Genomic DNA, 26,030 nt, shown 5'->3' on the forward strand with positions numbered 1-26,030 from the left:
GTCATGGGCGAAGGCGTCTCGGGGCGATCAGGGCTCGGGCGCGCGGTCCAGCTCGGCCCGGCAGGCCGCGACGAGAACGGGCAGTTCGTCGTGGACGGTGAGCCAGACGTTGTCCAGCATGACCCGGTGATAGCCGTGACGGTAGACGTTGCTCGCGTCTGCGATGTCGCGCCACGGCACGTTCGGGTGGCGGTCGCGCATCTCATCGGTCAAGCGCCGGCTCGCTTCCGAGATGATCTCCAGACAGCGGACCACGGCATAGTTGGTTCGCAAATCTGCTTCGAACGCCTCGAAGGTCATCCCCGCAACGAAATGCTCGGCGGACCGGGCGTTGACGATGATGTCCTCGCAGGCGTCGAGCGCGCGCTCAGAAGGCTGAAACGGCATCGCGCTCGGCCCTCTTCCGGACGCGCTCCTTGAGGCCCTGGCGGTCCGCCACGTCGACGGGAACCGGGAACAGGTCGTCAATGAACCGGCACAGGCCGACATAAGTGAACAGGTCGCGTACCCGCTCCGGGTCGATCTCGATCATCACGTCGAGGTCGCTGTCGGCCCGGGCCTCGCCGCGGGCGACAGAGCCGAACAGGGCCGCGTGCCGGACGCCGCGGCGGCGCAACTCTGCCTCGTTGGCACGCAGGATGGCGAGGGCGTCGTGGCTGTCCATGGCAGAGGGGCCGGGCGGATGCGATCGGCGCCAGGTTAACAGAAACCAAGCGCCACGGCTCCCGCTTGGTCGCCCGCATCCATGCTGGATTGTCGAGGATCAACAACGATTGCCGCCGGAGACGCTCACGGCTCGTTTTGCGAGGCATCCAGTTCGGCCCGGCACATCGCCACGAGATCGGCCATCCGACCTTGAACCACACGCCAGATCATCAGCGCCGAGACACTCTTGTAGCGATGCCGATAGACATTCCCGGCATCAGCGATCTGACGCCAGGGCAGGTGCGGATGACGGAGCTGCGTTTCGGGATCGACGCGCCGGCTCGCCTCGGAGATGATCTCCAGGCAGCGCGTGACCGCGTAGACGCTGCGTCGGTCCACCGCAAACGTATCGAAACTCATGCCGGAGACGAAGTCCTGCGCCGCCTCTGCATTCTCCAGGATTCCGAGCAGCGCGTCGCGTCCGCGGTCAGAAAGCATGAATCGCGTCGCGCTCGGCATGCGGGCGGACATGGGGCCTCAGCATGTCGCGGCTGGCGACATCGACGGCGATCGGAAACAGGTCGGCGATGAACCCGGTGACACCGACATAGTCGTACACGTCACGGACGACCTCGGTGTCGATATCGATCATCACATCGAGATCGCTTCCCGGATGCCCCTCCCCCCGGGCGATCGAGCCGAACAGGGCAGCATGTCGAACGCCGCGGCTTCGCAACGCGGCCTCGTTGGCGCGCAAGATCGCAATGGCGGCCTGACTGTCCATCCAGCAATGTTAATCCGGAAGGCCCGCGCGCTGAAGGCCCAGCCAGCGCCAAAATGATAGCGGCGCAACTCTCAACAGGATGCCGATCACGCAGCCAATTCGCGCCCGATCTCCTCCACCCGGCGCAGGTCGTCCACAAAGGCCGCGTAGGCCTCGGCCTTGGCCTCGTCGGGCAGGCGCAGCAGGTAGGACGGGTGGACTGTGATGAAGCCCTGGAAGCGGTTGTCGAGCCGCTCGAACCGGAACGGGCCGCGCGCCCGGGTGATCTGGACCGCCTTGCCGGTGAGCGCCAGCACGGCGGTGGCGCCGAGCGCGACCACGAGCTTCGGGGCCACGAAGTCGAGCTCGCGGTCGAGCCACCAGCGGTAGTGGCTGACCTCCCCGGCCGTGGGCTTCTGATGGATGCGGCGCTTGCCGCGCTCCTCGAACTTGAAATGCTTGACCGCGTTCGTGAGGTAGCTCGCCCCCCGGTCGATCCCGGCCTCCGCCATGGCCCGCGAGAGCAATTGTCCTGCCGGCCCCACGAAGGGGCGGCCCTGCCGGTCCTCCTGGTCGCCCGGCTGCTCGCCGACGAAGGCGATGATCGCGCCGACCGGCCCCTCGCCGAGCACCGCCTGCGTCGCGCCCGGGACCAGCGGCTCGGTCCGCTTGATGATCGCGTTCAGTTCGTCGAGGTTTTTTGGATCCTGGTCGGCCATGGCGGCGACGGCGCGGGCGGGTTCGCGGCGTGTGGGCAAGGTCGGTTCCCTCTCGATCATCGCTTCGGTCCGCCCCGCCGCCGCCCGCACGAGGGCGGGGATCGCGGCGGTCTCGGGCATGTTGCGCCAGTATTTTTTGGGCATCTCCGCCCGCATCGCCCGGAGATTGGTGCGGGCCGGGTTGAACGTGCTCTCGTAGTAGGTCTGCCAGCCGGCCTCGAAGCCATCGCCCTCGGGCAGCGCGGAGCGGTCCCCGGGTGGGCCGTAGGTCAGGGTGTCCGTATCCCACTGCGCCGACCCGTCGGGCGTCAGGATCGACCAGCGCATGCCGCGGAAGCGCGCGACGAAGAACGGCGCGGCCGCCTCCAGGATGTGGTGGTCGGGCTCGAACCACGCCACGAAATGCTCGCCGCCCGAATCCTCGGCGCGGCGGAAGCGCAGGAAGGCGTGCATCTTGTGCAGGTCACGCCCGATCGCCTTCGCCATCCGGTGCAGGCGGTGGACCAGGGGATCGCTGCCGACCTCCATCAGGTGCCGCTCGCCCCGGCACACCCGCCAGATCAGGGCGTAGAGCAGGCCGTAGCGCTCCGGATCGCGGTGCGGGATCACCTGGGGGATCAGGCCGGCGACGGCCTTAGGCAGGGCGAGTGGCGCGCTTGCAGCCTGAACCGACTCGGCGCCGAACAGGCCGGGCGAATCCGTCACCGTCCACGCCACCGCCTCGGGGGGGACGCCCTGCGCGACTAGCCGGCGCGCCGCATCGCGGAAACCGGTGAGATCGGCACCCGGACGCAGGAGGATGCTCTGCGGCGCGTGCGCATCCCCTCCCCCCTCTGCGGGGGAGGGTGGCCCCCGGAGGGGGTCGGGAGAGGGGAGCGCCGCTTCCGGAGGAGTCGCGACGACCGCGCCATCCTGCATCGTTGCGCTGCCCCTCTCCCGACCCGGCCTGACGACCGGCCCACCCTCCCCCGCAGAGGGGGGAGGGAAAGTCGCGCTTCCGGCCTTCATCAAAACAGGCTCAGCTGCCGCGCCGGCTCGACCAGGCGTTCGCGCAGGTCGAGCCGGTCGGTGAGCCCGACCGGGCGGTGATCGGCGGCGATCAGGAACGGGCGCGCCCGCTTCAGCCCGGAGGTCAGCCGGGCGACGTCGTCGAGGCGCAGGGTCGCGTGGCGGCGCGCCGTGATGATCTTGTCGACCGCTTTGGCCCCGAGGCCCGGCACCCGCAGCAGCCACTCCCGGTCGGCCTTGTTCACGTCCACGGGAAATTTCTCGCGGTGCTTGAGCGCCCAGGCGAGCTTCGGGTCGATGTCGAGGGCGAGCATGCCGCCCTCGGAGGCGTCGGCGACCTCGTCCGGTGTGAATTCGTAATACCGCAGCAGCCAATCGGCCTGGTACAGCCGGTGCTCGCGCTGAAGGGGCGGCGGCTTCGGCGGCAGGATCGCCGAGCCGTCCGGGATCGGGCTGAACGCCGAGTAATAGACCCGCTTCAGGCCGACGCTGCCGTAGAGATGCGCACTCTTGCGGATCAGGGCCTCGTCGGTGGTGGCGTCGGCGCCGACGATCACCTGGGTCGAGTGCCCGGCCGGGGAGAAGCGCCGCTTCTCGGCTTTGGCCTCGACGATGCGCTCGCCGATCTGCGCCATGGCGCTCTGGATCGCGGCGCCGTCCTTCTCGGGGGCCAGGCGCTCCAGGCTCGCCTCGGTGGGCAATTCGACGTTGATCGAGAGCCGGTCGGCGTAAAGGCCGGCCTCCTCAATCAGCCAAGGGCTCGCCTCGGGGATCGACTTGAGATGGATGTAGCCGGCAAAGCCATGGTCGCGCCGGAGCGATTTCGCCACCCGGGTCAGCAGCTCCATGGTGTGGTCCGGCGACTTGATGATGCCGGACGACAGGAACAGGCCCTCGATGTAATTGCGCCGGTAGAAATTGAGGGTGAGGTTCACGACCTCCTCGACGCTAAACTTCGCCCGCCGCACGTTCGAGGACCGCCGGTTGATGCAATAGGCGCAATCGAACAAACACCAGTTGGTCAGCAGGATCTTCAGCAGCGAGACGCACCGCCCGTCCGGCGTGTAGGCGTGGCAGATGCCGGCCCCGGTGGTGGAGCCGAGCCCATCCTTCCCGGCCGCCCGCTTCGGCGCCGCCGAGGAGGCGCAGGAGGCATCGTACTTGGCGGCATCGGCCAGGATGCGCAGTTTCTTGGCCAGGGTTTCGTCCATCGAACAGACAATGAACGAGAGGCCTCGAGAGGCAAGGCCGACCGGCACCCGGCCCCCGTCCGTGATGCCGCACCCCGGCTCGGGCAGCAGCGTTGCAACAGCCTCGCACAAGACACTTGCCTGAGCGTCTTGCATCCCGCAATATCCGCACCTACGGTAATTCGATGTCGACGACGTGGGACGAGTCGAAGCGTCTGGCAAACTTGGCTAAGCACGGCTTGGACTTCGTTGACTTCGATACCTGCTTCGACGGCGAGACGGCACTCATGCAGCCGACCCGAGCGAGTCGTACCGGCCGGACCCGATATCTGCTGATCGGCGATTGGAATGGTGATCGTGTTGTCGCCGTGGTCGTCTCGCTTCTCGGCACGGAGAGGCTGTCGCTCGTCAGCCTCCGCTTCGCCGACCCCGATGAAAGGGAAGCCTATGCACGACACCGCGCCGAAGCCTGAGCAACCCGGCCCCGGCTACTCGCAGGCCGACTGGGATGAGGTGTCCGACAACCCGAAGCTGACCGCAGAGGAGATAGCCACGCTCCGTCCTGCGCGCGAGGTGCCGGAGGTGTTCAACCTCCTGCCGAAGCGTGGGCGTGGGCGGCCGGCGCAGGCCGACGCGAAGGTAAGCCTCACGCTGCGCATCGACCCGACTTTGCTGAACGCCTATCGGGCGACCGGCGCCGGCTGGCAGGTCCGGATGCAGGAGGTTCTGGCGGACGGGATCACCCGGCACGCCGCGACTCCGCCCGGATCGGATCGCGGCGGTGGGCACGTTCGGAGTCCTGCGGGGCTTGACGGTCAGATACCGAAAAATTCGGAGTCACCGAAGCGGCCGAAGGCTCGGGCCTGATCGATCACTCCACCTCGTCCGGGTCGGCATCGACCACCCGGCGGGCGAGGTCATAGGAAAAGCCGGCCCGGGCCAGGGCGCCGAGGTCACGGTCGCGGTGGAGCGCCCGCGTGTCGGGCCGGCGATGCGTGCCGAGGCGCCGCCGCTTGGCGTAGGCGCGGGCCGCCTGCAACTCGATATCGGCGGCCTCCGCCTCGGGGATCGCCTCGCGCTCGGCCCGCATCGTGGCCTCGACCACGTCGCGGGGCACGCCCTTGGCGGCGAGCTTCGCCGCTGCGCCCCGGCTCGACGTGCCGCGCCGGCGCAGCGTGGCGAGCCGGGTATCGGCGAAGCGGACATCGTCCACCAGGCCGGCCGAGACCGCCCGCGCCACGGTGGCGGCGATCATCTCGGCGAAGGCGGACGGATCCTCGCCGCGCAGACGGGCGCGCTTGTCGACGCGCCGGCTCAGGGTCCGGCGCAGCATCTCGGTCGAGGCGCTGTAGCGCTCCAGGTAGTAGAGCGCGACGCGCTGCAGCCAGGCCGCGCTGACCGGGCCGGGCGGCCGACGCTCCGCATTGCGCGTTCCTGGCCCGGATTCTGCAACGTTTGGTGGTTTCACCGGTTCTTCACGATCTCGACAGGTTTGCGTTCCATGACGTGGGGATGGAACGCGCGCAACGCGACAGGCTCGGCCATGGTCCGGAGCATAGTCCTTCGCCCGATCTCACCCACGGCCCGTGGCGGCGACGCCTGCGCGTCGCGGCGACGATCCTGATGCGCCGCGAGTGGCTCCTCGTTCTGGTCGCCCTCGGGCTGGCCGCGGTCGCGGCCGGCATCGTCTATCTGTCTCGTCCGACCACGCTGACGGTGGCGGTCGGCCCCCAGGACGGGGCCGAGGCCGCGCTGATCGAGGCCTATGCCAACGCCCTCGACAGGAGCCGCGAGGATGTCCGGCTCCGGGTCGTCCGCTTCAGCGACGTGCGCGACAGCGCCCTGGCGCTCCAGCGCAACCGCGCCGACCTCGCGGTGGTGCGGCCCGACGTGTTCCTGCCCGAGAACGGCCTGACCCTGGCGATCCTGCACGACGAGGCCCTGGTGATCGCGGCGCCCGAGGGGGCCGAGATCGAGGACGTTCCGGCGCTCGCGCGCAAGCGCCTCGGCATCGTCGTGCGCCACGGCGCCGACCTGCCGTTCCTGACGAACCTGCTCTCCTTCTACGATCTTTTGCCGGACAGCCCGGCCGAGGATCAGCCGGAGGGAAGCCACGCGGCCGGTGAGACGGAGATCGCGGCCGGTCACGTGCAGGTGGTGCCCCTGAAGATCGGCGACGTCACGGCGGCGCTGGCCGAAAAGCGCGTCGACGCGGTGGCGGTGATCGCGAGCCCCGCCTCGAAGACGGCCGGCGCGGTGGTGCGCGCCATCGAGCTGGGCTCCCCCGACCGCAAGATCGGCTTCGTGTCGATCCCGGACGGGGACGCGATCCTGCAGCGTTTCCCCGAATTGCAGGCGGTGACGATCCCGGCCGGGACCTTCGGCGGGCGCCCGAAGCGCCCGGACGAGGATGTCCGCACCGTCGGGGCGTCGTATCGCCTGATGGCGCGGGGCTCGGTCAGCCGGGTCGCGATCGCCTCGGCCACGCAGCACCTGTTCGAGTGGCGCTCGCGGCTCGCCGCGGCGGCCCCGGCCGCCAAGCTGATGAAGGCGCCGGATTTCGACACCACGGTCGCGGCGACCTCGGCGCGCCTGCCGAACCATCCCGGCGCCGTCGACTATTTCGAGCGCGAGCAGCAGACCTTCCTCGATCGCTACGAGGACTACATCTACCTGCTCGCCTTCTTCGGCGGCACGATCGGCTCCGGCATCGCCTGGATCGGCCAGCGGCTGGCCCGCAAGCGCCGGGAGCGCATCGACATCGTGCTCGACCGCCTGCTCGACATCATGCGCGAGGTGCGGGCCGCCACCAGCACGGCCGAGCTCGACGAAATCGCGATCGAGACCGACGGGCTCGTGGCCGATGTCGTCTGCTATGCCCGGGAGCGCAGCATCGACGCCCGGACGGTGAGCGCCCTGATCCTGGCGGTGGACGGCGTCCACGCCGCCATCGCCGATGCCAGACGGCGGGCCGAGGGTTCTACCCCCGGCGTGACCACCCGATCGCGCACCGGCCGGCTCCTGGCCCTCAACCTGCCGGCCGCGGAGTGATGGCGCCCGTCCGCGCCGAAGCATCGGACCGCGGCCCAGGTGCCCTCCGGGCTACGAGCGGGCATCGGGGCCAGAGGAACCGCTGTGCGCGGCGCATCACCGCACGGCTGGCGGCGTAGGCATATCATGCTAACGGGAGGCATGTTCGATCCCGTCGCCGCCCTCGAAACGGTTCTTGAAAACCTCGACCGCGAAGCCCGCGAGCCGACCAAGCTCCGCGCCGCGCTCGTGCCCGAGCTGCGCCGGGTCATCGAGGAGGGCCACCGCGCCGCGGAGGCGCAACTGCTCGAGGACCGCAATGGCCTCCGTTGCGCACAGGCCCTGTCGGAGCTGACCGACGCCGTGGTGCGGACGATCCACGACGCCGTGGTGCGCCAGCTCTACCCCAACGACAACCCGTCGACCGGCGAGCAGCTCGCCGTGGTCGCCACCGGCGGCTACGGCCGGGGCACGATGGCGCCCGGCTCCGACATCGATCTGCTGTTCCTGCTGCCCTACAAGCAGACCGCGTGGTCGGAGAGCGTCGTCGAGGGGATGCTCTACGTCTTGTGGGACCTGAAGCTGAAGGTCGGCCACGCCACCCGCTCCGTGGAGGAATGCCTCCGCGAGGCCAAGGCCGACATGACGATCCGCACCGCGCTGCTGGAGGCGCGCTACCTGTTCGGCACGCGGATCCTGTTCGAGGAGCTGGTGACGCGCTTCGATGCCGAGCTGGTGGTCGGCTCGGCCGCCGAATTCGTGGACGCCAAGCTGCGCGAGCGCGACGCCCGGGTCTCGAAGGCCGGCTCCTCGCGCTACCTCGTGGAGCCCAACGTCAAGGACGGCAAGGGCGGCCTGCGCGACCTGAACACGCTGTTCTGGATCGCCAAATACACCTACCGGGTGCGCGACCAGATGGAGCTCGTCGGCGCAGGCCTGTTCACGCAGGAGGAATACGCGCTGTTCGAGCGCTGCGACGAGTTCCTGTGGCGGGTCCGCTGCCACATGCACTTCGTCACCAAGCGGTCGGAGGAGCGGCTGTCCTTCGGCCTGCAGCCGCGGATCGCCGAGCGCTTCGGCTACGAGGCGCGCGGCGGCCTGTCCGGGGTCGAGCGCTTCATGAAGGCGTATTTCCGCGTCGCCAAGGATGTCGGCGACCTCACCGCCATCGTCTGCGCCGAGCTGGAGGCGCGCCACGCCAAGCGCACGCCGGTGCTCGACCGCTGGATCGGCCGGTTCCGCGACCGGTTCCGCGCCACCGCCATCGAGGCCGAGGACTTTTGGATCGACCACGGCCGGGTGAACCTGCGCGCCGAGGACGCGTTCGAGCGCGATCCGGTCAACCTGATCCGCCTGTTCTGGCTGGCCGACCGGCACAACCTGGCGATCCACCCGGACGCCAAGCGGCTGGCGAACCGGTCGCGACGCCTGATCACCCCGACCCTGCGGTCGGACACCGAGGCCAACCGGCTGTTCCTCGAGATCCTGACCTCGCGCAACGCCCCCGAGGAGGCCCTGCGCGAGATGAACGAGGCCGGCGTGCTCGGCCGCTTCATCCCGGATTTCGGCCGCATCGTCGCGATGATGCAGTTCAACATGTACCACCATTTCACGGTGGACGAGCACCTGCTGCGCACCGTCGGGGTGCTGGCGGCGATCGAGTCGGGCCGCGTCGACGAGGCCTATCCGCTGGTCTCGCGCCTGATCCACACGGTCCACAACCGCACGGCGCTCTACGTGGCGATCCTGCTGCACGACATCGCCAAGGGCCGGCCCGAGGACCACTCGATCGCCGGGGCTGCGATCGCCGAAAGGCTCTGCCCGCGCTTCGGCCTCACCGAGGCCGAGACCGAGACCGTGACTTGGCTGGTCGAGCATCACCTGCTGATGTCGATGACCGCGCAGAGCCGCGACCTGTCTGACGCCAAGACGATCGAGCGCTTCGCCTCGGTGGTGCAGAGCCTGGAGCGGCTGAAGCTCCTGACCATCCTGACGGTCGCCGACATCACCGCGGTCGGCCCCGGGGTCTGGACCGCCTGGAAGGGCACCCTGGTCCGCACCCTCTACGACGAGACCGAGGTGTTCCTCTCGGGCGGCCATTCGGAGATCGCCCGCACCGACCGGGTACGCCTCGTCCAGATGAGCCTGCGCGAGCAGCTGCCCGGCTGGGGATCGGACGAGTTCGACGCCTACGCGGGGCGCCACGGCCAGGCGTATTGGCTGAAGGTCGACGGCACCCGCCAGCTCAAGAACGCGGTCTTCCTGCGCGACGTGCTCAGCGAGGGCCGCACCAGCGCCACCGACGTGGCCCTCGATCCGGTGCGCGGGGTGACCGAGATCACGATCTACTCGCCCGACCACCCCCGCCTGCTCGCGATCATCACGGGGGCCTGCGCGGCGGCCGGCAGCAACATCGTCGACGCGCAGATCTTCACCACGACCGACGGCTTCGCCCTCGACACGATCTTCATCTCCCGGGCGTTCGAGCGCGACGAGGACGAGTTGCGCCGGAGCAAGCGCATCACCGCCGCGATCGAGCGCTCCCTGAAGGGCGAGATCCGCATCGCCGACCTCGTGGCCGACAAGCACCCGCCGACCAGCGCCCGGGCCAAGACTTTCCTGGTGCCGCCGGATGTCGGGATCGACAACGCCCTGTCCTCCCGCGAGACCGTGGTGGAGGTGACCGGCCTCGACCGGCCGGGCCTGCTCTACGAGCTGACCACGGCGTTCGGCCGGCTGTCGCTCAACATCACCTCGGCGCATGTCGCCACCTTCGGCGAGCGCGCGGTGGACGTCTTCTACGTCACCGACCTCACCGGCACCCGGGTGACGCAGCCCGACCGGCAGGCGGCGATCCGCAAGGCGATGCTGGACGTGTTCGCGGGCGACGTCGCCGCCCTCCGGGCCGAGGGGCTGGAGGCCCTGGTCGCCGCGCCGCCGCCGCGCGAGGCGTGAGCGTACGGGTTGATTTCGGCCGCCCCGGGTCAGATATCAGCGCCGAATCCGATTGCCCCACTTATCCCTACTGACGACTGAAACGCGATGACGAGCAACGACATGTCCCAGGATGACCAGCGCCAGACCACGGTCGAGGCCGGTTCCAGCGCGGCCCAGGAGACCGCGTCCGGCGGCAAGGCCGCCGAGACGCCGTCCGTCGATCCGGTCGCCGAGGCCCTGGCCCTGCTGACCGCCGAGCGCGACGAGCTGAAGGACCGGATGCTGCGCACGCTGGCCGAGATGGAGAACCTGCGCCGCCGGACCGAGCGGGAGATCGCGGATGCCCGCGCCTACGCGGTCACCAACTTCGCCCGCGACGTGCTCAACGTGGCCGACAACATCCACCGCGCCCTCGACAGCGTCCCCGCCGACGCGAAGGCCGCCGCGGACGGCGCCTTCAAGGGGCTGATCGACGGGATCGAGCTGACCGAGCGCGACCTGGCCAAGACCCTTGAGCGCCACGGGGTGAAGCCGGTTGAGCCGCAGGGCCAGAAGTTCGACCCGAACCGGCACCAGGCCATGTTCGAGGTGCCGAACCCCGATGTCCCGGCCGGCACCGTCGTGCAGGTCGTGCAGACCGGCTACGTGATCGGCGAGCGCGTGCTGCGCCCGGCCCTGGTCGGCGTCGCCAAGGGCGGCCCCAAGGCGGCGGCGAGCCCGGCCGACGCAGCCTGAGCCGATCGACGCGGATCAGCGCATCTGCGCGGAGGCTTCCTCGCAGGGCAGCGTCGTGGCGAAGTCGGAGATGAACCGCGCCGTCTGCCGCGTCTCGGCCGGCGCGCGCGGGTCTCGGGCGACCACGCCCGCCTCGACCTGGAGGCGTCGGTTGCAGGCGCAAGCCGGCAGCCGACCCGAGGCGGGATCGGGCCAGCAAGCATCGTGGTGCGCGCAGGCCCGATCCAGGGCGTCGATCGGCGGATAGCCCGGGCCGCGGCTCCCGGGCCCGCAGAAATTGCCGTAGATCAGGAGGGCGCCCTGCCCGGATGGCCCGGGCGGCACGATCTCCTGCGCCGTCGCGGTGGAGACGGCGAGTCCGAGGGCGAGCAGAGCCGCCGCGATGGGGGTGAGCCTGGAAGCGTTCACGGCCGATCCTGCGTCGGGGATCCTCCTGACGCCGCGGCGCTACCGACGCGGCATTCGGCGGCCACATCACCGGCGCGCCGCGGAGATCCCGACCGGCAGACGGATTCGCGAAGCCGAACGCCCTGCATAGCGACCGAACGCGACGATATCGTCAAGATCGGCGGTTACGAATATTGCACAGAGTCGGCACTCTTCACCGATCCGGACCAGCCCAAGCCGCGAATTCTGTTTGCCGGCACGGTAATACGACGGGACGGTGGTTGTCCTCTGCCGCTCCGACCAACCTGCGACCGTGCCGTGGGTCAGAGGGCCAGGAGCAGCAGGCCGACGACCGTCACGGACAGGATCAGGCAGAGCGCGAGATCGAGGATCGGCGCGCCGCCGCAGGTGGGTGTCTGCCGGGTATCATCACCCACCGCCGGGACCATCGCGCTCACGACCGCGCCTCCGCTGCGATCAGAGTCAGCGCGGCGGTCCTGTCCGCGCGTGCGAGTGTGACGGGACCGGAGGCTGCCGCCGCCCCGTCTGAGGGGACGGCCGGGGCGGCGGCCTGCGACGCCTTCGTTTCACCGGCACGGTGGACCGTGTCCGCGACGGTGATGCCGAGGGCGGGCAGTGCGAGGGCGGCGAGCACGCACAGGATGCGCGTCAGCCGCGGCATGGGGTTGGTCTGCCAGGACCGGCAGGGCGCAGTTGTGGGGAGCGTGAGGGGCGGCAGGGCTTCGACCACCAGTCTGCGCATGTCGGCTCGCATCGTCCCGGGCTCCGTCATCAGTGTGGGAAATTTGACCACGCATCCGAGTTACGTGTGCAAAATTCCCACGTCAATCGGAAATCGCTGCTCCGGCGTGTGCATGCGCACGCCGTGGGATTGTCTCCCACGACACATTCGCTAACGATGCCACCATGTCCGAGAGCACCGACACCAAACCGGAGGGCGCAGGCCTGCACGCGCCGCTCGCGCGGCTGCTGCGGCCGTTGGTCCGCCTGCTCGTGGCCCGCGGCATCACCTTTCCGGCGCTCACCGACCTGCTGCGCGAGCTCTACGTGAACGTGGCCGAGTACGACTTCGCCCTGCCCGGGAAGGAGCAGACCGACAGCCGCGTCTCCCTGCTCACGGGCATCCACCGCAAGGAGGTCCGCCGCCTGCGCGGGGCCGGGGCGCCGGTGAGCGTCGTGCCGGCTGTGGTCTCGCGCACGAGCCGGATCATCGCCCGCTGGATCGCCGACCCGGCCTTCACGGATCCGCAGGGCCAGCCGCTGCCGCTGCCGCGCACGGCCGATGCGGGCGCGCCGTCCTTCGAGGCCCTGGTCTCCGGGGTGACCCGCGACCTGCGCCCCCGGGCGGTACTCGACGAGTGGCTCGACCGCGGGCTCGCCTTCCTGGACGCGCAGGATCGGATCGTGCTGGCGGAAGCCGCCTACGTGCCGCGCGGGGACGGTTCAGCCGAGCCGCAGCTCTACTATTTCGGGCGCAACCTCCACGACCATATCGCGGCGAGCGTGGCCAACATCGTCGGCGACACGCCGCGCTTCCTGGAGCGGGCCGTGCATTACGACGGGCTGTCCAAGGAACTCGCGGTCAAGCTGGAAGCGCGGGCGCGCGAGATCGCCATGGAGGCCCTGCATCAGGCCAACCGGGAGGCCCATGCCGCCTGCCAGACCGATCCCGGCGGCGAATACCGCTGGAATTTCGGCCTCTACGTCTACGCCGAGGCCGCACCGCCGGCCCGGCCCGCGGACGGGCGTTGAGAGGCCGGCCGGTGCGAGCCTCTCCGAACCGCCGGTTCGTCCTGCGCCTGCTCGCAGGCGCCGCCACCCTGCTGCCGAGCATTGCCCGGCCCCAGGAGAGTCCCCCCGATCAGGGCATCGGCGGCACCGGCATGAAGATGATCGAGGAGCCGAAGGACGGCCCCCTCGGTGAGGGCGACCGCGGAATCGGCGGCACCGGGGTGATCGGCACGATCCGCCGGTTCGGCTCGATTTTCGTCAACGACCTGCGCATCGCCTATCCGCCGGAGGTCGCGGTGCAGATCGACGGGGAACCCGCCAAGGCGGCGGACCTGAAGATCGGGCAGGTCGTGCACGTGGTCGCCCGTCCGGAACGGGGCGGCCTCGGCACACGCCGCATCGACGTGACCAGCGAAGTGGTCGGGAAGATCGAATCCACCGCCCCGGGGCGGATGATCGTGCTCGGCCAGCGGGTCGATACCGCGAGCCTCCCGGGTGACTGGCAGGCGGGCAGCCGGGTGGCGGTGAGCGGCCTGCGCCGCCCCGACGGCGTGATCGTGGCGAGCCTGATCGAGCCGCGGGCCTCCGGGCCCGACCGCGTCGCCGGGCCGGTGCGCCGCGACGCGGGCGGCGGCCTCGCCATCGGCGGCCTGCGCCTGAAGGGCGCCGACGCCCTGCCCCCGGGCCAGCGCGCCCTGGTGACCGGCGTGACCGAGCTCGGAATCCTCAGCGTGACCAACGCCGCACAGGTCGGGCTGCCGTTCCCGCCGGGCCTCAAGCGGGTGTCGATCGAGGCCTATATCGGTCGTGCCGGCACCGGCCTCGATCTCGGCTCGGGGCTTGCCGTGTCGGGCTATGCGGGGCTGCGTGTGCCGCGCCAGGGCAGCGTGCGTGGCGTGCTCACCGCCGACATCGCGCCTAACGGCGTGCTCACCCTGGAGCGGCTCCGGGTCGAGGACCGGATCGCCCCGGAGCCGCCCCGGCCAGACGCGCCCCGGTTCGAGCGGGAGCGTGATCGCCTCGACCTGCAGAAGCTGCCCGACCTGCCGGACATGCCCGGCCGCCTCGGCGCCGACCCCGGCAACCGCCAGAGCCCGTTCGGCGGCCTCGGCGGCCCCCACGGCCCGACGATTGACACCCGCCCCGGCGCGGGCGGCATCCCGGGCGCGGACGGTCACGGCGGGTTCGGGGCGCCGCGCGGCGGTCCCTTCGGAGGCGCACCGGGCGGCCCCGGCACGTTCCCGGGAGCACCGGCGGGCGGTCCCGGGGGCCTGGGTGGGCCGGGAGGCTTCGGTGGGCCTGGCGGCGGCCCCGGAGGCCCAGGCGGTTTCGGGGGGCCACCCAGCGGCGGTCGGCGCTAGGAGGGCGATCAGCCCTCCGCCTCCCGCGCGAGCAGATCCCGCTTGCGGGCGACGCCCCAGCGGTAGCCCGACAGGGAACCGTCCGAGCGGACCACCCGGTGGCACGGGATCGCCACCGCCAAGTGGTTGGCCCCGCAGGCCTGTGCGACCGCCCGCATGGCAGTGGGCGCCCCGATGGCGCGGGCGATATCGGCGTAGGTGGCGGTCGAGCCCACCGGGATCGCCCGTAAGGCCGCCCAGACGCGCTGCTGGAACGCGGTGCCGCGGATGTCGAGGGGCAGGTCGAGGCCGGTGCCCGGCGCCTCGACGAGGCCGATGACCCGCGCCATCCAGGCCTCGAAATCCGGATCGCCGCCCTCGATCTCCGCCCCCGGGAACCGGTCCTGCAGGTCGCGGACCAGGGGCTCGGGCTCGTCGCCGAGCAGGATCGCGCAGAGACCCGCCTCGGTGGCGGCCACCAGGATCGCGCCGAGCGTGCAGGCGCCGACGCCGAACCTCATGCGGATGCCGGTGCCGCCCTTGCGGTAGGCGGCCGGCGCCATGCCGAGGCGCCCGGTGGCCTCGGCGTAGAATTGGCTCGCGGTGGAGTAGCCGGCGTCATAGAGCGCCTCGGTCACGGTGGCCGCCTTGGCCAGACCGGCGGCGACGGCCTCGGCCCGGCGGGCGGCGGCGTAGGCCTTCGGGGTGACACCGGTGGCGGCCTTGAACACCCGGTGGAAGTGGTAGGCGCTGAGGCCCGCGGCCCGGGCGAGGTCCGCGAGCGGCGGCATCGTCTCGGCGGACTCGATCAGCCGGCAGGCCCGGGCGACCGCCTCGGCCCGGCGCTCGGCCAAACCGGGCTCGTTCGGCCGGCAGCGCCGGCACGGCCGGAAGCCCGCCTCCTCGGCCTCCGCGCAGGTCGCGTGGAAGGTGACGTTCTCGGGTCGGGCCGCCCGGGAGGGGCAGCTCGGGCGGCAATACACGCCGGTGGTGCGGACCGCGTAGACGAAGCGGCCATCCGCCCGCGCGTCGCGGGCGGCGAGCGCCGCCCAGCGCTCGGTGTTTTCAGACTCTGCGGTCGAGACGGCGATCATGGCCGCACCACTATGCGGCGCGGCGGGCGCATTGGGGAGGGGCTTGGCGGAGGCGGACATGACGGGACCTGCCGGGTGCGTATATCGAATGCCCGTCACCCTGCCGTCCGGCGGCCGAGGCTGCATCCCGCGCCTTGCTGCCGAATTCCCGATCCCTCCCCTGAGTGCGCCATGGCGTCGAGCAACACCGATCACATCCACGTCGGGCGGGACGGCTGGCTGTTCCTGAAGACCGGGACCAACGACATCCTGGGGCAATTCGAGCGCCCTGAGGAGACCACCGACCTGATCTGGACTTGGCGCAGCCTCGTGGCGACCCGGGAGCGGCGGCTACGCGCCATGGGCATCCGCTACCGCCACGTGGTCGCGCCGGACAAGCTGCTGATCTACGACAACCACCTCGACGGCATCGCCATCGCGCCGACCGCCTCCCCGGCCTACCGGCTGCTCCACGCCGAACCGCCGCTCGGCAGCCGGTGGCGGCGGGGCCTCACCGGCCTCTACGCCGATTGGCGGCGGCGCAAGCGCTGGCGGGAGACCTGCATCGACTTGGTCACGCCGATGCGCGCCGCCCGCGATGCGACCGACCTCTATTGCCGGACCGACACTCATTGGAGCTTCGACGGCTGCTACCTGGCCTATGCCGAGATCTGCCGGGCCTTCGGGGCGGAGCCGCGGGCGGATCTCCGCGACCGGCCCTTCACGGAAGTCGACCATGACGGCGACCTCGGCAGCGCCTTCGACCCGCCTCGCCGGGCGCAGTCACGGGCTTATCGGATCCAGCAGGATGCGGTGCGGACCTATGCCAGCCCGATCGTCGAAGCGCGGGAGAAGGCCGGCCTGCTGCACACGCTCCATGTCGGCGCCAACGTCGTCTACGGCAACGCCAGGGCGACCGACCCGCGCCGGCTGGCTTTGTTCGGCGATTCCTTCTCGCACGTCATGCCGTACATGCTGACGATCCTGCTCGCGGAGACGTTTCGCGAGGTGCACTTCGTCTGGAACACGTCGCTCGACTGGTCCTACATCGCCCGGGCGAAGCCGGACCTGGTCCTGACCGAGGTGGCCGAGCGCTTCATGGCCCAGCTGCCGGATGACGATTTCTCGCTCGACGCCTACGTGCAGGAGCGGTTCGGCGCCGAGCTGGCAGGCACCTAGCCTTCAAGCTTCGCCATCAGCGCGTCGGACAGGGCGAAGTTGACATAGACGTGCTGCACGTCGTCCTGGTCCTCAATCACTTCGACCAGGCGGATCAGCTTCTCGCCGGTCTCGTCGTCGACATCGATCGTGTTCTGCGCCTTCCAGACCAGGCCGGTGCGGGTCGGCTCGCCGAAGCGCGCCTCCAGGGCCTTGGCGACCTCACCGTAGGAATCCTGCGCGCAGATGACCTCGTGGCCGTCCTCGCTGGAGCTGACATCGTCGGCCCCGGCCTCGATCGCCGCCTCCAGCATCGTGTCGGCATCGGCCACATTGGCCGGGAAGCCGATCACGCCGACCCGGTCGAACATGAACGCCACGGCGCCGGTCTCGGCGAGGCTGCCGCCGGACTTGGTGAAGGCCGAGCGCACGTCGGAGGCGGTGCGGTTGCGGTTGTCGGTCTGCGCCTCGACGATCAGCGCGGCGCCGCCGGGGCCGTAGCCCTCGTAGCGGATGTCCTCGTAGTTCTCGCCATCCGCCCCGGCCGCCTTCTTGATGGCGCGCTCGATATTGTCCTTCGGCATGTTCTCGGCGCGGGCCGCGATGATCGCCGCGCGCAGGCGCGGGTTCATGGCCGGATCCGGCGTGCCGAGCTTGGCCGCCACGGTGATCTCGCGGGCGAGCTTGCCGAACACCTTCGAGCGGACCGCATCCACCCGGCCCTTCCGGTGCATGATGTTCTTGAACTGCGAATGGCCTGCCATGGCGTGTGAGACTTTGTTCGTTGGCGAGGGCGGAGATCCGGGACCCCGCCGTCGCGGCTGTGAGGTCGCCGCGTTATAGGCCGCCGGCTTCCGACGAAGCAACGCGGCCGAGGATCGTCACGACCGGGGAAAGATCGCCGCCCCGGGGTGTTAACGAGAGACATGTCCTTTGGAAACCCGATGCCGAGCCGAACCGAACACGACACGCGCGTGACGACGGCCCCGGCCGCCGATCGGCGCTGGCTCAAGCTCGGGATCGCCACGCTCCTCGGCGCGGTGGCCGGCTCGATGCTGTTCGCCACCGAGGCGCAGGGCCGGCCGGAGGCGCGGCGGCGCTAGCCTTTTGATGTGCATCGTCTTTTTCTGAAAGCCGGCGGCCACCTTTCGGGACGATGCTCCAGGCGGCTTTACCCATCCGCCCGCATGATCCTCTGGTACTGGAGCCGTTCCCGATCGCGTTGCGACAACAACGGGGGCTGCCTCAGTCTCGATCGGCACCCGTCCCCCCATCCTGAGGGGGTTGGGGTGGAGGAGCGCCGATCAGGATCGGATCGACGCTTGTATCCGCTCAACGGGCCGCCTCTCCAAGGCGTCAGCGCACGCCCGCGTGCCAATCCCGCAGCGCGGCCAGCGTCACCACGTGGCTCGGCCATTCCAGGCCGGCGAGGTGCCGGTGGGGGCGATCCGGCTCGCCGAGATCCGAGACCGCCGAGAAGGCGCCATCGAGCCGGTGGCTGTCGGTGTAGCGGCTTCGTGTCGCCAGGACCGGCAGCCCGGCGGCACGGGCCGAGGCGATGCCGGCCGCGGAATCCTCGAAGGCCACCGCCTCCGAGGCCGGCACCCCGAGCCGGTCCAAGGCCAGCAGGAACACGTCGGGGGCGGGCTTCTTGCGGTCCGCCTCGTCGCCGGCCGCGATCACCGCGAAGGGCGCGTCCGAGGCCGGAAAGTTGGCCGCCAGCAACCGATCGACATTCGGCCGGCTGGTGGTGGTGGCGATGGCGAGCCGGAGCCCGGCAGCCCGGGCCTCGGCGATGAGCCGGGCGATCCCCGGGCGCAGGGGCAGGCCGATCTCGGCCATGAGGTCGCCATACGCGATCGTCTTGCGGGCGTGGATCTCGGGGGCCTGCGCGTGGAAGGATGCGGCCTCGCCCGGGTGGCGCGTGTCGATGTAGTGGGTGAGCCGCTCCTTGCCGCCCATCACGGTCAGCAGGTCGGCGTAGAGCGCCGGGTCCCAGTGCCAGGGCAGGTCCAGTTCCGCGAAGGCGCGGTTGAACGCCTGCCGATGCAGGTCCTCGGTCTCGGCGAGCGTGCCGTCGACGTCGAAGATCAGCGCCCTCAGCACGAGAGGTCGCGGCCGGAGGCGCCCTCCGCGCCCGCCCGGATCGCTGCGATGCGCTCCGCATAGGCGTCGGGACCGCCGCTGAAGACCGCGTTGCCGGCCACGAACGTGTCGGCGCCGGCGCGGCTCGCCGCCTTCACGGTCTCGGCATCGATGCCGCCATCGACCTGGATGCGGATGTCGCGGCCCGCCACCATGGCCCGCACCCGCGCCACCGTTTCCATGCTGCTCTTCAAGAACTTCTGGCCGCCGAAGCCGGGATTGACGGTCATCACCAGCACCAGATCCACGATGTCGAGCACCGGCTCGACCATCGCAGCGGGGGTACCGGGATTGATCGCCACGCCGGCGCGCTTGCCGAGGTCGCGGATGGTCTGGAGCGAGCGGTGGATATGCGGCCCGGCCTCGGCATGAACCGTGATCCCATCGGCCCCGGCCTCTGCGAAGGCCGCGAGATACGGGTCGGCCGGCGCGATCATCAGGTGCACGTCGAAGAACTTTTGCGTGTACGGGCGCAGCGCCTTCACCACCGGGGGGCCGAAGGTGATGTTGGGCACGAAATGCCCATCCATCACATCGAGATGGATCCAGTCGGCGCCGGCCTCGGCGACCGCGCGGGTCTCCTCCGCGAGGCGCGCGAAATCGGCCGAGAGGATCGACGGGGCGATGACGGGAGGCAGCATGCGATATCCGGGATCGGGCGGGCCGGGGCGAGCGCTCAAGGCCGATGAGGTGCGATCCATTTACGTCGCCTCGCCGGCTCTTCCTACCCCTGCATGTCGGCCTGTCGGATGAGCGCGATGGCGGTCCTTGCGGCGAGCGTCAGGGGCTGCGGCGGCGCCTCCAGGTCGAACCAGTCCAGGCCGTCGTGCTTGTCGGGCTCGACCAGCCGCGGCGCCCCGGAATAGGCATCCACCCGGTAGACCGGCGCGACCCAGTGGATGCCCGCATCGGCATCGATGTGATCCACGACGCAGAGCAGCGTGACCGGCTCGATCCCGATACCGAGTTCCTCGGCGACCTCGCGCTTCACCGCGTCGGCCACGGGCTCGAACAGGTCGACCTTGCCGCCCGCCAGCCCCCAATGCCCGGCCTCCGGCTCGGTCCTCCGGCGCAACAGCAGGATCCGCCCGTCGATGACGATGGCGGCCCCGCACCCGACCCGTGGCTCCACCTGCACGATCCGACATCCCGTTGGTTTGGGATTTTGCTGGTGCCACGGTGAGGGCCGAGTCGCCAGTGCCGGCAGCCCGGATCGTCATTGCGAGCGCAGCGAAGCAACCCAGGGCAGCGCGCGCTCCAAAAGCGTGGTGAAGCGCGGCAGGCACGATGATGGCGGCAGTTTGAACCATTCGGTCATTCCGGGGCCGCGAAGCGGAGCCCGGAATCCAGAAACACCGTCCGTTCAAAACCTTGCGCTGTCGGCGGCTCTGGATTCCGGGTTCGCCTACGGCGCCCCGGAATGACGGGGGTGGATCCAGAAACGTCCGTCCCCCTCAGATCCTTCGCGATTGCCCGCTCCGGTTCTTGCGATCAGGACAGCCCGAAACCCAAAAAATCACGCCAACCGGCGGCGGCGTTCCACGAGCTGCATGATCATCGGCGTCAGGATCAGCTGCATGGCGAGATCGAGCTTGCCGCCCGGGATCACGATGGAATTGGCCCGGCTCATGAAGCTGTCGTGGATCATCGACACGAGATAGGAGAAATCGATCCCCTTCGGGTCCTTGAACCGGATCACCACCAGCGACTCGTCGGCGGTGGGGATCCAGCGGGCGATGAACGGGTTCGAGGTGTCGACGGTCGGCACCCGCTGGAAGTTGATGTCCGTGAACGAGAATTGCGGGCAGATCGTCTGCACGTAGTCGGGCATCCGGCGCAGGATCACATCGGTGACGGCATCCGTGGAATAGCCGCGGAACGAGCGGTCCCGGTGCAGCTTCTGGATCCATTCGAGGTTGATCACCGGCACGACGCCGATCTTCAGGTCGGCATAGCGGGCGATGTCGACATCCGGGTCGGCCACGCAGCCGTGCAGGCCCTCGTAGAACAGCAGGTCGGAATCCGGCGGGAACGCCTCCCACTCGGAGAAGCTGCCCTCCGGGATGCCGTAGGCCCGGGCGTCGTGCTGGTCGTGGGCGTAGTGGCGGGTCCGGCCGGTGCCGTTCTCGGCGTAGCTGCGGAACACCGCCTCCAATTCCGGCAGCAGGTTCGCCCGGGGCGCGAAATGCGACAGGGTCGGCTCGCGCGCCATCATGGCCCGCATCGTGTCCCGGTCGAAGGCGTGGAAGCCGTCGCCCTCGATGAACACCGCGCGCACGTCCTCCCGGCGAAAGATCTGCTCGAAGGTGTTGCGCACCGAGGTTGTGCCGGCCCCGGAGGAGCCGGTCACCGAGATGATGGGGTGCCGCGCCGACATTTTTTTCTTCTTGGCGTCCTGCCTATGAGCGCATCAGGCCGCGCTGGCCGAACAGCGGCGAGCGGCCGGCATCGGGCTTACCGCCGGCATAATAGGCGGCCACGCAATCGACTTCTTCGGTGGAGCCGCAGACCAGCGGGGCGCGCTCGTGGATCCCGGTGGCCACCAGGTCGAGGATACGGGTCTGGCCGTCGGTCGCGGCGCCGCCGGCCTGCTCGATCAGCATCGCCACCGGGGCGACTTCGTAGAGCAGCCGCAGGCGGCCGCGGGCGTAGTTCTTGCGGGCATCGCCCGGATACAGGAACACGCCGCCGCGGGTCAGCACGCGCTGGATGTCGGCCACCAGGGAGGCGAGCCAGCGCATGTTGTAATCCTTGTCGCGCGGCCCCTCGGTGCCGCGCTGGCAATCCTCGATATAGGCCTTCACCGGGGCGTCCCAGTGCCGGGCGTTGGAGGCGTTGATCGCGAATTCCTTGGCCGAGGCCGGGACCGACATGCCTAAGCTGGTCAGGCGGAACACGCCGTCGGCGCGGTCGAGCACGTAGGATTGGGTGCCGTCCCCCAGGGTCAGGATCAGCGCGGTGGCCGGGCCGTAGGTCACGAAGCCGGCGGCGATCTGGGCGGTGCCGGGGGTCGTGAACGAGGCCAGCGGGTTGGCCGGATCCTTGATCGACGGGCGGATGCCGAAGATCATCCCCACCGCCATGTTGACGCCGATGTTGGACGAGCCGTCGAGCGGGTCGATGGCGACCGCAAGCGGCGCGTCCGGGTTCAGCCGCATCACCGCCTCGGCCTCCTCGGAGGCGACCTCGGCCACCGGAGCGCCCTGCAGGGCGGCGGTGACGCTTTCGTGCGCGATCACGTCGAGCGCCTTCTGCACGTCGCCGTCGCTATTGTTCTCGCCCGCCGCCGCGAGGTCGCCGCCGAGCGCGCCGCGCCCGATCAGGGCGCTGATCTCCACCGCCGAGCCCGCGATCGCACGGATCACCGCGGCGGCATCCTTCAAGGCCGGGTTGGCCTCGACCGCCTGCGCCAGGCAGGTCTCGAGAGGCGTCCCGATCGCTGCTGAAATTGCCATCGGCCTATCTCTCCTGCTGGAATCCCGCCTGCCGGGATCGCGCGTTCCGCGTCGGGTCTGTAGCGACCCCTCTATCACCATGATAGCGGGCGGCGCCCCCCGATCGACAACAACCGCAGACGCCACGCTCAAGATTTCTGGGGGATCTTGTGTCATAGGACAAAAAAAACGAGACCTCCGCCATGCGCAACCTCTCCCTCAAGCAGCTCCAGGCGGTGGCGGCGGTGGCCCGCCTGGGTACCATGACCCGGGCGGCCCAGGAGCTGAACGTCACCTCGGCTGCGCTCTACGCGCGCATCCGCCAGCTGGAGGAGGAGGCCGGCCTGCTGCTGTTCGACCGGACGCCGGGCGGCCTCAAGCCCACCGATGCCGGCCGCGAGATGCTCTGGGCGATCGACAGCATCAACACCGTCCTCGAGACCTGCACCGACCGCCTGCGGACCCTGCGCGGCGCCGAGGGCGGGCGCGTCGCGCTGGGCATCGTCTCGACGGCCAAGTATTTCGCCCCCCAGGTGATCGCCGGCTTCATCAAGAAGCATCCCGGCGTCGAGATCAGCCTCTCGGTGCGCAACCGCGGCCAGACCGTCGAGGCCCTGCGCGGCTACGAGATCGACTTCGCCGTGATGGGCCGCCCGCCCCGGGATTTCCCGATTGAGGCCGCAACCTTCGGTCCGCACCCGCTGGTGCTGATCGCGCCCCCGAGCCACCCGCTCGCCGGCCGGACCGGGCTCCTGCGCGAAGACCTGGCCGACCAGCCGTTCTTCTTCCGCGAGGAGGGCTCCGGCACGCGCACGGTCTTCGAGGAGTTCATGAGCGGCATCCTGGTCAAGCGGGCGCTGCTCGACATCGACACCGGCTCCAACGAGACCATCAAGCAGGCGGTGATGGCCGGGCTCGGCATCGCCCTGCTGTCGGTCCATTCCGTCGCGGCCGAGGTCGAGAGCGGCCGCCTTGCCCTCCTCGACGTCAAGGGCCTGCCGATCCGGCGCGACTGGTACGCGGTGCGCCGGGCCGACAAGGTTCTGGGGCCGGCCGCCTCCGCGGTCTGGTCCTACCTGATGAGCGACGGCGCCCGCATGCTGCCCGGCGTCACGCTGCCCGAGGTCGTTGGGGCCAAGGCGTGAGCGCGGCCGGCATCGTCATCGCCGGCGCCGGCCAGGCGGGCTTCCAGCTGGCCGCCTCCCTGCGCGAGGGCGGCTTCCGGGACCCGATCACCCTGGTGGGCGATGAGACCGCTCTGCCCTATCAGCGGCCGCCCCTGTCGAAAGCCTATCTCGCCGGCAAGACCGATGCCGAGGGGCTGTACCTGCGCCAGCCGGGCTTCTTCGCCGAGCACGCCATCGCCCACCGGCCGGGAATCCGCGCCGTCGCGATCGACCGGGCCGGGCAGCGCCTTCAGCTCTCGGACGGCCAAAGCCTCGCCTACGACCACCTCGTGCTGGCCACCGGCGCGCGCAACCGGCCGCTGCCGGTGCCGGGGGCGGATTTCCCGAACGTGCAGCAGTTGCGGGGCCTCGCCGATGCCGACGCGCTCCGGGTGGCGCTCGGCGAGGCCAAGGCGATCGTCGTGGTCGGCGCCGGCTTCATCGGCCTGGAATTCGCCGCCGTGGCCGCGGCCCGGGGCCTGTCGGTGACCGTGGTGGAAGCGGCCGATCGGCCGATGGCCCGGGCGGTCTCGCCGGAGATCGGGCAGTTCTTCCGCGACGCCCACGAGGCGATGGGCGTACGCTTCGCCTTCGGGGCCGGCGTGACCGCGATCGCCGGCCGGGAGGGCCGCGCCACCGGCATCGTCCTGTCCGACGGGCGGGAGCTGCCCGCCGACTTCATCCTGATCGGCATCGGCGTGCTGCCGAACCGGGAGCTCGCCGTGGAGGCCGGTCTCCCGGCCGAGGACGGGGTGCGGGTCGACGCCTTCCTGGCGACGCCCGATCCCGCGATTTCGGCGATCGGCGATTGCGTCCGCTTCCCGAGCCCGTTCGCCCACGGGCTCACCCCGGACGGCACCGTGCGGATCGAGTCGGTGCAGAACGCCATCGACCAGGGCCGCTGCCTCGCCGCGCGCCTCAACGGCAAACCCGCCGCCTACACTGCGCTGCCGTGGTTCTGGAGCGACCAGGGTCCCCACAAGCTGCAGATCGCCGGCCTGTCCGGCCCCGGCGATGCCAGCGTGGTCCGGGGCTCCGGCGCGGCGTTCTCGGTGTTCCGCTTCCGGGACGGTGCCTTGAGGGCCGTGGAGTCGGTCGACCGGGCGGGCGACCACATGATCGCCCGGCGCCTGCTGGCGGCGGGCACGCCGCTCACCCCGGAGCAGGCGGCCGATCCGGGCTTCGACCTCAAGGCGCTGGCGATGCAGCGGCCCTGACCGGCGCAGCGCAGATCAGTTCGAGAAGGTGATCTTCGGCCCCGGCCGCTGGAGAGCCACGGCCGTGGCGATCCCAAGGCCCAAGATCGTGACCGCGCAGGCCGCCAGCGCCCCGAACTGCCCGAGCTGCTGCAGGGCTTGCCCCAGCACCGCGACCCCGAGCGCTTGGCCGCAGAAGAACGAGAAGGCGTGCAGCGCCACCGCGGAGGCGCGGGCCGTCGGGGCGACCTCCGTCACCTGCGTCTGGAAGGTGTTGTGCAGCATGTAGAAGCCGAGCCCCATGGCGGTGAGCGCCGCGCAATCGACCTGCCAGCTTCCGGCCAACCCGACCACGGTGAGCGAGGCGCCGCAGATCAGGCCGCCGCCGATCAGCATCCGGGGCATGCCGAGGAAACGGACCAGCAGCCCGACCAGGGCCGAGTAGAGCAGGCCGCCGATGGCGAAGCCGGCGAGCACCAGGCCGGCCTCGCGCGGGCCGCCCTCGCCGCGGGCCTCGATCAGCGGGGCGAGATGCGGGAACACGCCGAAGATCGCGATCGCCTCGACGAATACCGCGGAGAACAGGATCCGGGCGCGCGGATTGGCGAGGATCGTCCGGTAGCGCCCCACGGCCTGCCCGAAGGCCGGCCGCCGGGCCGGAAGGCGACCGGTGCGGTCGAAGCCGAAAACCGTTGCGGCGCAGGCGATGGCAGCGACGAGCGCCGTGATCGCGAACACCCCGCGCCAGCCGATCGCGGACTCGATCAGACCCGCGAAGGTCGAGCCGGTGAGCTGCCCGAGGATCACCGCCACGAGGAAGCGCCCGATCGCCACCTGCCGCCGGTCCATCGGCACCCGGTCGCCGAGCAGCGCGAGCGACAGGGGGATGCAGCCGCCCGCCGCCGCCCCGGCCAGCATCCGCAGGCCGAACAGGCTGCCGATATCCGGGGCGAAGCTGCACAGGACCAGGGCGCCCGCGAGCACCGCCAGGCAGACGCTCATCACCCGCTCCTTGCCCAGCGCATCGCCCACAGGGCCGAGCACCGGCTGGATGAACGCGTAGGGCAGTGCGAAGGCGGTGGAAAGCAGCGCCACCGTGTGGGCGTCGCTGCCGAGGTCCCGGGCGAGCACGCCGACCAGGGGCTCGACCGAGCGCAGGGCGAAGGTGCTGCCGAACCCCGCGCAGGCCAGGACCACGATCAGGCGCGGGATCGAGGCGGCCGGCGCCTGTGCGAGGGGCGCGGGCGGCGTGAGCGCCGGCTCTTGTCTGTCGAGCATGGAGGGGATTCGCGCGGCGGGCGGGACTTAAGGCCCCGCGGCATCGCATCTCCGCGGCCGGAGCGAAACCCACT

The 26,030-nt window shown here is 70.5% G+C and carries 29 protein-coding genes; 11 read left to right on the plus strand and 18 right to left on the minus strand.

Annotated features, from left to right (window positions below; all coding sequences use genetic code 11):
- Window positions 1-27: 27 nt before the first annotated feature.
- From MKK67_RS08475 to MKK67_RS08500, 6 genes are all read right to left on the minus strand, one after another.
- Window positions 28-387 carry a DUF86 domain-containing protein gene (locus MKK67_RS08475; RefSeq protein WP_243963397.1) on the minus strand — a complete coding sequence of 120 codons (360 nt, stop codon included), beginning with the start codon at window positions 385-387 and terminating at the stop codon, window positions 28-30.
- Window positions 368-664: a nucleotidyltransferase family protein gene (locus MKK67_RS08480; RefSeq protein ID WP_243963398.1), complete on the minus strand. Its 297-nt coding sequence runs from the start codon at window positions 662-664 to the stop codon at window positions 368-370. The genes MKK67_RS08475 and MKK67_RS08480 overlap by 20 nt, the downstream gene beginning before the upstream one ends.
- Window positions 665-789: 125 nt before the next feature.
- On the minus strand, window positions 790-1,176 hold the full coding sequence (locus MKK67_RS08485; RefSeq protein WP_243963399.1) for a DUF86 domain-containing protein: 387 nt from the start codon (window positions 1,174-1,176) through the stop codon (window positions 790-792).
- A complete protein-coding gene (locus tag MKK67_RS08490; protein WP_243963400.1) occupies window positions 1,133-1,429 on the minus strand; it encodes a nucleotidyltransferase family protein in 297 nt (98 codons plus the stop codon). The genes MKK67_RS08485 and MKK67_RS08490 overlap by 44 nt, the downstream gene beginning before the upstream one ends.
- Before the next feature lie 86 nt (window positions 1,430-1,515).
- A complete protein-coding gene (locus MKK67_RS08495; RefSeq protein WP_243963401.1) occupies window positions 1,516-3,045 on the minus strand; it encodes a UdgX family uracil-DNA binding protein in 1,530 nt (509 codons plus the stop codon).
- A gap of 89 nt (window positions 3,046-3,134) precedes the next feature.
- Complete coding sequence (locus MKK67_RS08500) at window positions 3,135-4,346, minus strand: putative DNA modification/repair radical SAM protein (protein WP_243963402.1); 1,212 nt, start codon at window positions 4,344-4,346, stop codon at window positions 3,135-3,137.
- A gap of 116 nt (window positions 4,347-4,462) precedes the next feature.
- Between MKK67_RS08500 and MKK67_RS08505 the strand changes: the two genes are divergently transcribed.
- Together MKK67_RS08505 and MKK67_RS08510 are read left to right on the plus strand one after the other, a co-directional pair.
- Window positions 4,463-4,798, plus strand: a complete 336-nt coding sequence (locus tag MKK67_RS08505) for a BrnT family toxin (RefSeq protein WP_313899005.1) — start codon at window positions 4,463-4,465, stop codon at window positions 4,796-4,798.
- Complete coding sequence (locus MKK67_RS08510; protein WP_243963403.1) at window positions 4,773-5,192, plus strand: BrnA antitoxin family protein; 420 nt, start codon at window positions 4,773-4,775, stop codon at window positions 5,190-5,192. The genes MKK67_RS08505 and MKK67_RS08510 overlap by 26 nt, the downstream gene beginning before the upstream one ends.
- 4 nt (window positions 5,193-5,196) lie before the next feature.
- On the opposite strand, the gene MKK67_RS08515 is transcribed toward MKK67_RS08510, so the two are convergent.
- Window positions 5,197-5,793 (minus strand): RecX family transcriptional regulator, encoded by a 597-nt coding sequence (locus tag MKK67_RS08515; protein ID WP_243963404.1) that lies wholly within the window; start codon window positions 5,791-5,793, stop codon window positions 5,197-5,199.
- Window positions 5,794-5,948: 155 nt separating this feature from the next.
- On the opposite strand from MKK67_RS08515, the gene MKK67_RS08520 reads away from it, so the two are divergent.
- The 3 genes from MKK67_RS08520 (at window position 5,949) to grpE (ending at window position 11,027) form a co-directional block, all read left to right on the plus strand.
- Window positions 5,949-7,376: a TAXI family TRAP transporter solute-binding subunit gene (locus tag MKK67_RS08520; protein ID WP_243963561.1), complete on the plus strand. Its 1,428-nt coding sequence runs from the start codon at window positions 5,949-5,951 to the stop codon at window positions 7,374-7,376.
- 141 nt (window positions 7,377-7,517) lie between these two features.
- A complete protein-coding gene (locus MKK67_RS08525) occupies window positions 7,518-10,310 on the plus strand; it encodes a [protein-PII] uridylyltransferase (RefSeq protein ID WP_243963406.1) in 2,793 nt (930 codons plus the stop codon).
- A gap of 102 nt (window positions 10,311-10,412) precedes the next feature.
- Window positions 10,413-11,027 (plus strand): nucleotide exchange factor GrpE, encoded by a 615-nt coding sequence (gene grpE, locus MKK67_RS08530; protein WP_243963408.1) that lies wholly within the window; start codon window positions 10,413-10,415, stop codon window positions 11,025-11,027.
- Window positions 11,028-11,042: 15 nt separating this feature from the next.
- Here grpE and MKK67_RS08535 read toward each other — a convergent pair whose 3' ends face one another.
- The 3 genes from MKK67_RS08535 to MKK67_RS08540 all read right to left on the minus strand — a co-directional run bounded on the left by MKK67_RS08535 (window position 11,043) and on the right by MKK67_RS08540 (window position 12,189).
- Complete coding sequence (locus tag MKK67_RS08535; protein ID WP_243963411.1) at window positions 11,043-11,435, minus strand: hypothetical protein; 393 nt, start codon at window positions 11,433-11,435, stop codon at window positions 11,043-11,045.
- Between the two features lie 302 nt (window positions 11,436-11,737).
- Window positions 11,738-11,872, minus strand: a complete 135-nt coding sequence (locus MKK67_RS32565; RefSeq protein ID WP_279594895.1) for a hypothetical protein — start codon at window positions 11,870-11,872, stop codon at window positions 11,738-11,740.
- Window positions 11,869-12,189 carry a hypothetical protein gene (locus MKK67_RS08540; RefSeq protein WP_243963413.1) on the minus strand — a complete coding sequence of 107 codons (321 nt, stop codon included), beginning with the start codon at window positions 12,187-12,189 and terminating at the stop codon, window positions 11,869-11,871. Before MKK67_RS08540 ends, MKK67_RS32565 begins: the two co-directional genes overlap by 4 nt.
- A gap of 152 nt (window positions 12,190-12,341) precedes the next feature.
- On the opposite strand from MKK67_RS08540, the gene MKK67_RS08545 reads away from it, so the two are divergent.
- Entirely contained in the window at window positions 12,342-13,187 is an 846-nt protein-coding gene (locus MKK67_RS08545; RefSeq protein WP_243963415.1) for a DUF6502 family protein, read from the plus strand.
- An 11-nt stretch (window positions 13,188-13,198) separates the two neighbouring features.
- Complete coding sequence (locus tag MKK67_RS08550) at window positions 13,199-14,527, plus strand: DUF5666 domain-containing protein (RefSeq protein ID WP_243963417.1); 1,329 nt, start codon at window positions 13,199-13,201, stop codon at window positions 14,525-14,527.
- A gap of 8 nt (window positions 14,528-14,535) precedes the next feature.
- Here MKK67_RS08550 and ada read toward each other — a convergent pair whose 3' ends face one another.
- On the minus strand, window positions 14,536-15,600 hold the full coding sequence (gene ada / locus MKK67_RS08555; RefSeq protein WP_243963563.1) for a bifunctional DNA-binding transcriptional regulator/O6-methylguanine-DNA methyltransferase Ada: 1,065 nt from the start codon (window positions 15,598-15,600) through the stop codon (window positions 14,536-14,538).
- Between the two features lie 171 nt (window positions 15,601-15,771).
- Here ada and MKK67_RS08560 point away from each other — a divergent pair, with 171 nt between their 5' ends.
- Window positions 15,772-16,758 (plus strand): alginate O-acetyltransferase AlgX-related protein, encoded by a 987-nt coding sequence (locus MKK67_RS08560; RefSeq protein WP_243963419.1) that lies wholly within the window; start codon window positions 15,772-15,774, stop codon window positions 16,756-16,758.
- Here MKK67_RS08560 and MKK67_RS08565 read toward each other — a convergent pair.
- Window positions 16,755-17,501 (minus strand): YebC/PmpR family DNA-binding transcriptional regulator, encoded by a 747-nt coding sequence (locus MKK67_RS08565; RefSeq protein WP_243963420.1) that lies wholly within the window; start codon window positions 17,499-17,501, stop codon window positions 16,755-16,757. The two genes, MKK67_RS08560 and MKK67_RS08565, sit on opposite strands and share 4 nt — an antisense overlap.
- 180 nt (window positions 17,502-17,681) lie before the next feature.
- Here MKK67_RS08565 and MKK67_RS08570 point away from each other — a divergent pair, with 180 nt between their 5' ends.
- Window positions 17,682-17,840, plus strand: coding sequence for a hypothetical protein (locus MKK67_RS08570; RefSeq protein WP_243963422.1), 159 nt, complete (start codon window positions 17,682-17,684; stop codon window positions 17,838-17,840).
- A 253-nt stretch (window positions 17,841-18,093) separates the two neighbouring features.
- Here the strand turns inward: MKK67_RS08570 and MKK67_RS08575 are convergent, their stop codons facing one another.
- The 5 genes from MKK67_RS08575 to MKK67_RS08595 form a co-directional block, all read right to left on the minus strand.
- Window positions 18,094-18,843 carry an HAD-IA family hydrolase gene (locus MKK67_RS08575; protein WP_243963424.1) on the minus strand — a complete coding sequence of 250 codons (750 nt, stop codon included), beginning with the start codon at window positions 18,841-18,843 and terminating at the stop codon, window positions 18,094-18,096.
- Window positions 18,837-19,523 carry a ribulose-phosphate 3-epimerase gene (gene rpe / locus MKK67_RS08580; RefSeq protein WP_243963426.1) on the minus strand — a complete coding sequence of 229 codons (687 nt, stop codon included), beginning with the start codon at window positions 19,521-19,523 and terminating at the stop codon, window positions 18,837-18,839. The genes MKK67_RS08575 and rpe overlap by 7 nt, the downstream gene beginning before the upstream one ends.
- A gap of 83 nt (window positions 19,524-19,606) precedes the next feature.
- Complete coding sequence (locus tag MKK67_RS08585; RefSeq protein WP_243963429.1) at window positions 19,607-20,020, minus strand: NUDIX domain-containing protein; 414 nt, start codon at window positions 20,018-20,020, stop codon at window positions 19,607-19,609.
- A 378-nt stretch (window positions 20,021-20,398) separates the two neighbouring features.
- Entirely contained in the window at window positions 20,399-21,259 is an 861-nt protein-coding gene (locus MKK67_RS08590) for a phosphoribulokinase (protein ID WP_058192046.1), read from the minus strand.
- A 22-nt stretch (window positions 21,260-21,281) separates the two neighbouring features.
- Complete coding sequence (locus tag MKK67_RS08595) at window positions 21,282-22,337, minus strand: class 1 fructose-bisphosphatase (RefSeq protein ID WP_243963431.1); 1,056 nt, start codon at window positions 22,335-22,337, stop codon at window positions 21,282-21,284.
- 182 nt (window positions 22,338-22,519) lie between these two features.
- Between MKK67_RS08595 and MKK67_RS08600 the strand changes: the two genes are divergently transcribed.
- Window positions 22,520-23,461: a LysR family transcriptional regulator gene (locus MKK67_RS08600; RefSeq protein WP_243963433.1), complete on the plus strand. Its 942-nt coding sequence runs from the start codon at window positions 22,520-22,522 to the stop codon at window positions 23,459-23,461.
- A complete protein-coding gene (locus MKK67_RS08605; protein WP_243963435.1) occupies window positions 23,458-24,699 on the plus strand; it encodes an NAD(P)/FAD-dependent oxidoreductase in 1,242 nt (413 codons plus the stop codon). Before MKK67_RS08600 ends, MKK67_RS08605 begins: the two co-directional genes overlap by 4 nt.
- 15 nt (window positions 24,700-24,714) lie before the next feature.
- On the opposite strand, the gene MKK67_RS08610 is transcribed toward MKK67_RS08605, so the two are convergent.
- Window positions 24,715-25,956, minus strand: a complete 1,242-nt coding sequence (locus MKK67_RS08610) for an MFS transporter (protein ID WP_243963436.1) — start codon at window positions 25,954-25,956, stop codon at window positions 24,715-24,717.
- Window positions 25,957-26,030: the final 74 nt, after the last annotated feature.

It is taken from the genome of Methylobacterium sp. J-072 (genome assembly GCF_022829425.1).
In the GTDB taxonomy this organism is placed as follows: Bacteria; Pseudomonadota; Alphaproteobacteria; order Rhizobiales; family Beijerinckiaceae; genus Methylobacterium.

What these genes read in the sequence shown, in the direction of transcription:
- MKK67_RS08475 (WP_243963397.1), bottom strand. Translation starts at nt 387, where the DNA reads ATGCCGTTTCAGCCTTCTGAGCGCGCGCTCGACGCCTGCGAGGACATC.
- MKK67_RS08480 (WP_243963398.1), bottom strand. Translation starts at nt 664, where the DNA reads ATGGACAGCCACGACGCCCTCGCCATCCTGCGTGCCAACGAGGCAGAG.
- MKK67_RS08485 (WP_243963399.1), bottom strand. Translation starts at nt 1,176, where the DNA reads ATGTCCGCCCGCATGCCGAGCGCGACGCGATTCATGCTTTCTGACCGC.
- MKK67_RS08490 (WP_243963400.1), bottom strand. Translation starts at nt 1,429, where the DNA reads ATGGACAGTCAGGCCGCCATTGCGATCTTGCGCGCCAACGAGGCCGCG.
- MKK67_RS08495 (WP_243963401.1), bottom strand. Translation starts at nt 3,045, where the DNA reads ATGCAGGATGGCGCGGTCGTCGCGACTCCTCCGGAAGCGGCGCTCCCC.
- MKK67_RS08500 (WP_243963402.1), bottom strand. Translation starts at nt 4,346, where the DNA reads ATGGACGAAACCCTGGCCAAGAAACTGCGCATCCTGGCCGATGCCGCC.
- MKK67_RS08510 (WP_243963403.1), top strand. Translation starts at nt 4,773, where the DNA reads ATGCACGACACCGCGCCGAAGCCTGAGCAACCCGGCCCCGGCTACTCG.
- MKK67_RS08520 (WP_243963561.1), top strand. Translation starts at nt 5,949, where the DNA reads ATGCGCCGCGAGTGGCTCCTCGTTCTGGTCGCCCTCGGGCTGGCCGCG.
- MKK67_RS08525 (WP_243963406.1), top strand. Translation starts at nt 7,518, where the DNA reads ATGTTCGATCCCGTCGCCGCCCTCGAAACGGTTCTTGAAAACCTCGAC.
- grpE (WP_243963408.1), top strand. Translation starts at nt 10,413, where the DNA reads ATGTCCCAGGATGACCAGCGCCAGACCACGGTCGAGGCCGGTTCCAGC.
- MKK67_RS08540 (WP_243963413.1), bottom strand. Translation starts at nt 12,189, where the DNA reads ATGCGAGCCGACATGCGCAGACTGGTGGTCGAAGCCCTGCCGCCCCTC.
- MKK67_RS08545 (WP_243963415.1), top strand. Translation starts at nt 12,342, where the DNA reads ATGTCCGAGAGCACCGACACCAAACCGGAGGGCGCAGGCCTGCACGCG.
- ada (WP_243963563.1), bottom strand. Translation starts at nt 15,600, where the DNA reads ATGATCGCCGTCTCGACCGCAGAGTCTGAAAACACCGAGCGCTGGGCG.
- MKK67_RS08560 (WP_243963419.1), top strand. Translation starts at nt 15,772, where the DNA reads ATGGCGTCGAGCAACACCGATCACATCCACGTCGGGCGGGACGGCTGG.
- MKK67_RS08565 (WP_243963420.1), bottom strand. Translation starts at nt 17,501, where the DNA reads ATGGCAGGCCATTCGCAGTTCAAGAACATCATGCACCGGAAGGGCCGG.
- MKK67_RS08570 (WP_243963422.1), top strand. Translation starts at nt 17,682, where the DNA reads ATGCCGAGCCGAACCGAACACGACACGCGCGTGACGACGGCCCCGGCC.
- rpe (WP_243963426.1), bottom strand. Translation starts at nt 19,523, where the DNA reads ATGCTGCCTCCCGTCATCGCCCCGTCGATCCTCTCGGCCGATTTCGCG.
- MKK67_RS08590 (WP_058192046.1), bottom strand. Translation starts at nt 21,259, where the DNA reads ATGTCGGCGCGGCACCCCATCATCTCGGTGACCGGCTCCTCCGGGGCC.
- MKK67_RS08595 (WP_243963431.1), bottom strand. Translation starts at nt 22,337, where the DNA reads ATGGCAATTTCAGCAGCGATCGGGACGCCTCTCGAGACCTGCCTGGCG.
- MKK67_RS08600 (WP_243963433.1), top strand. Translation starts at nt 22,520, where the DNA reads ATGCGCAACCTCTCCCTCAAGCAGCTCCAGGCGGTGGCGGCGGTGGCC.
- MKK67_RS08610 (WP_243963436.1), bottom strand. Translation starts at nt 25,956, where the DNA reads ATGCTCGACAGACAAGAGCCGGCGCTCACGCCGCCCGCGCCCCTCGCA.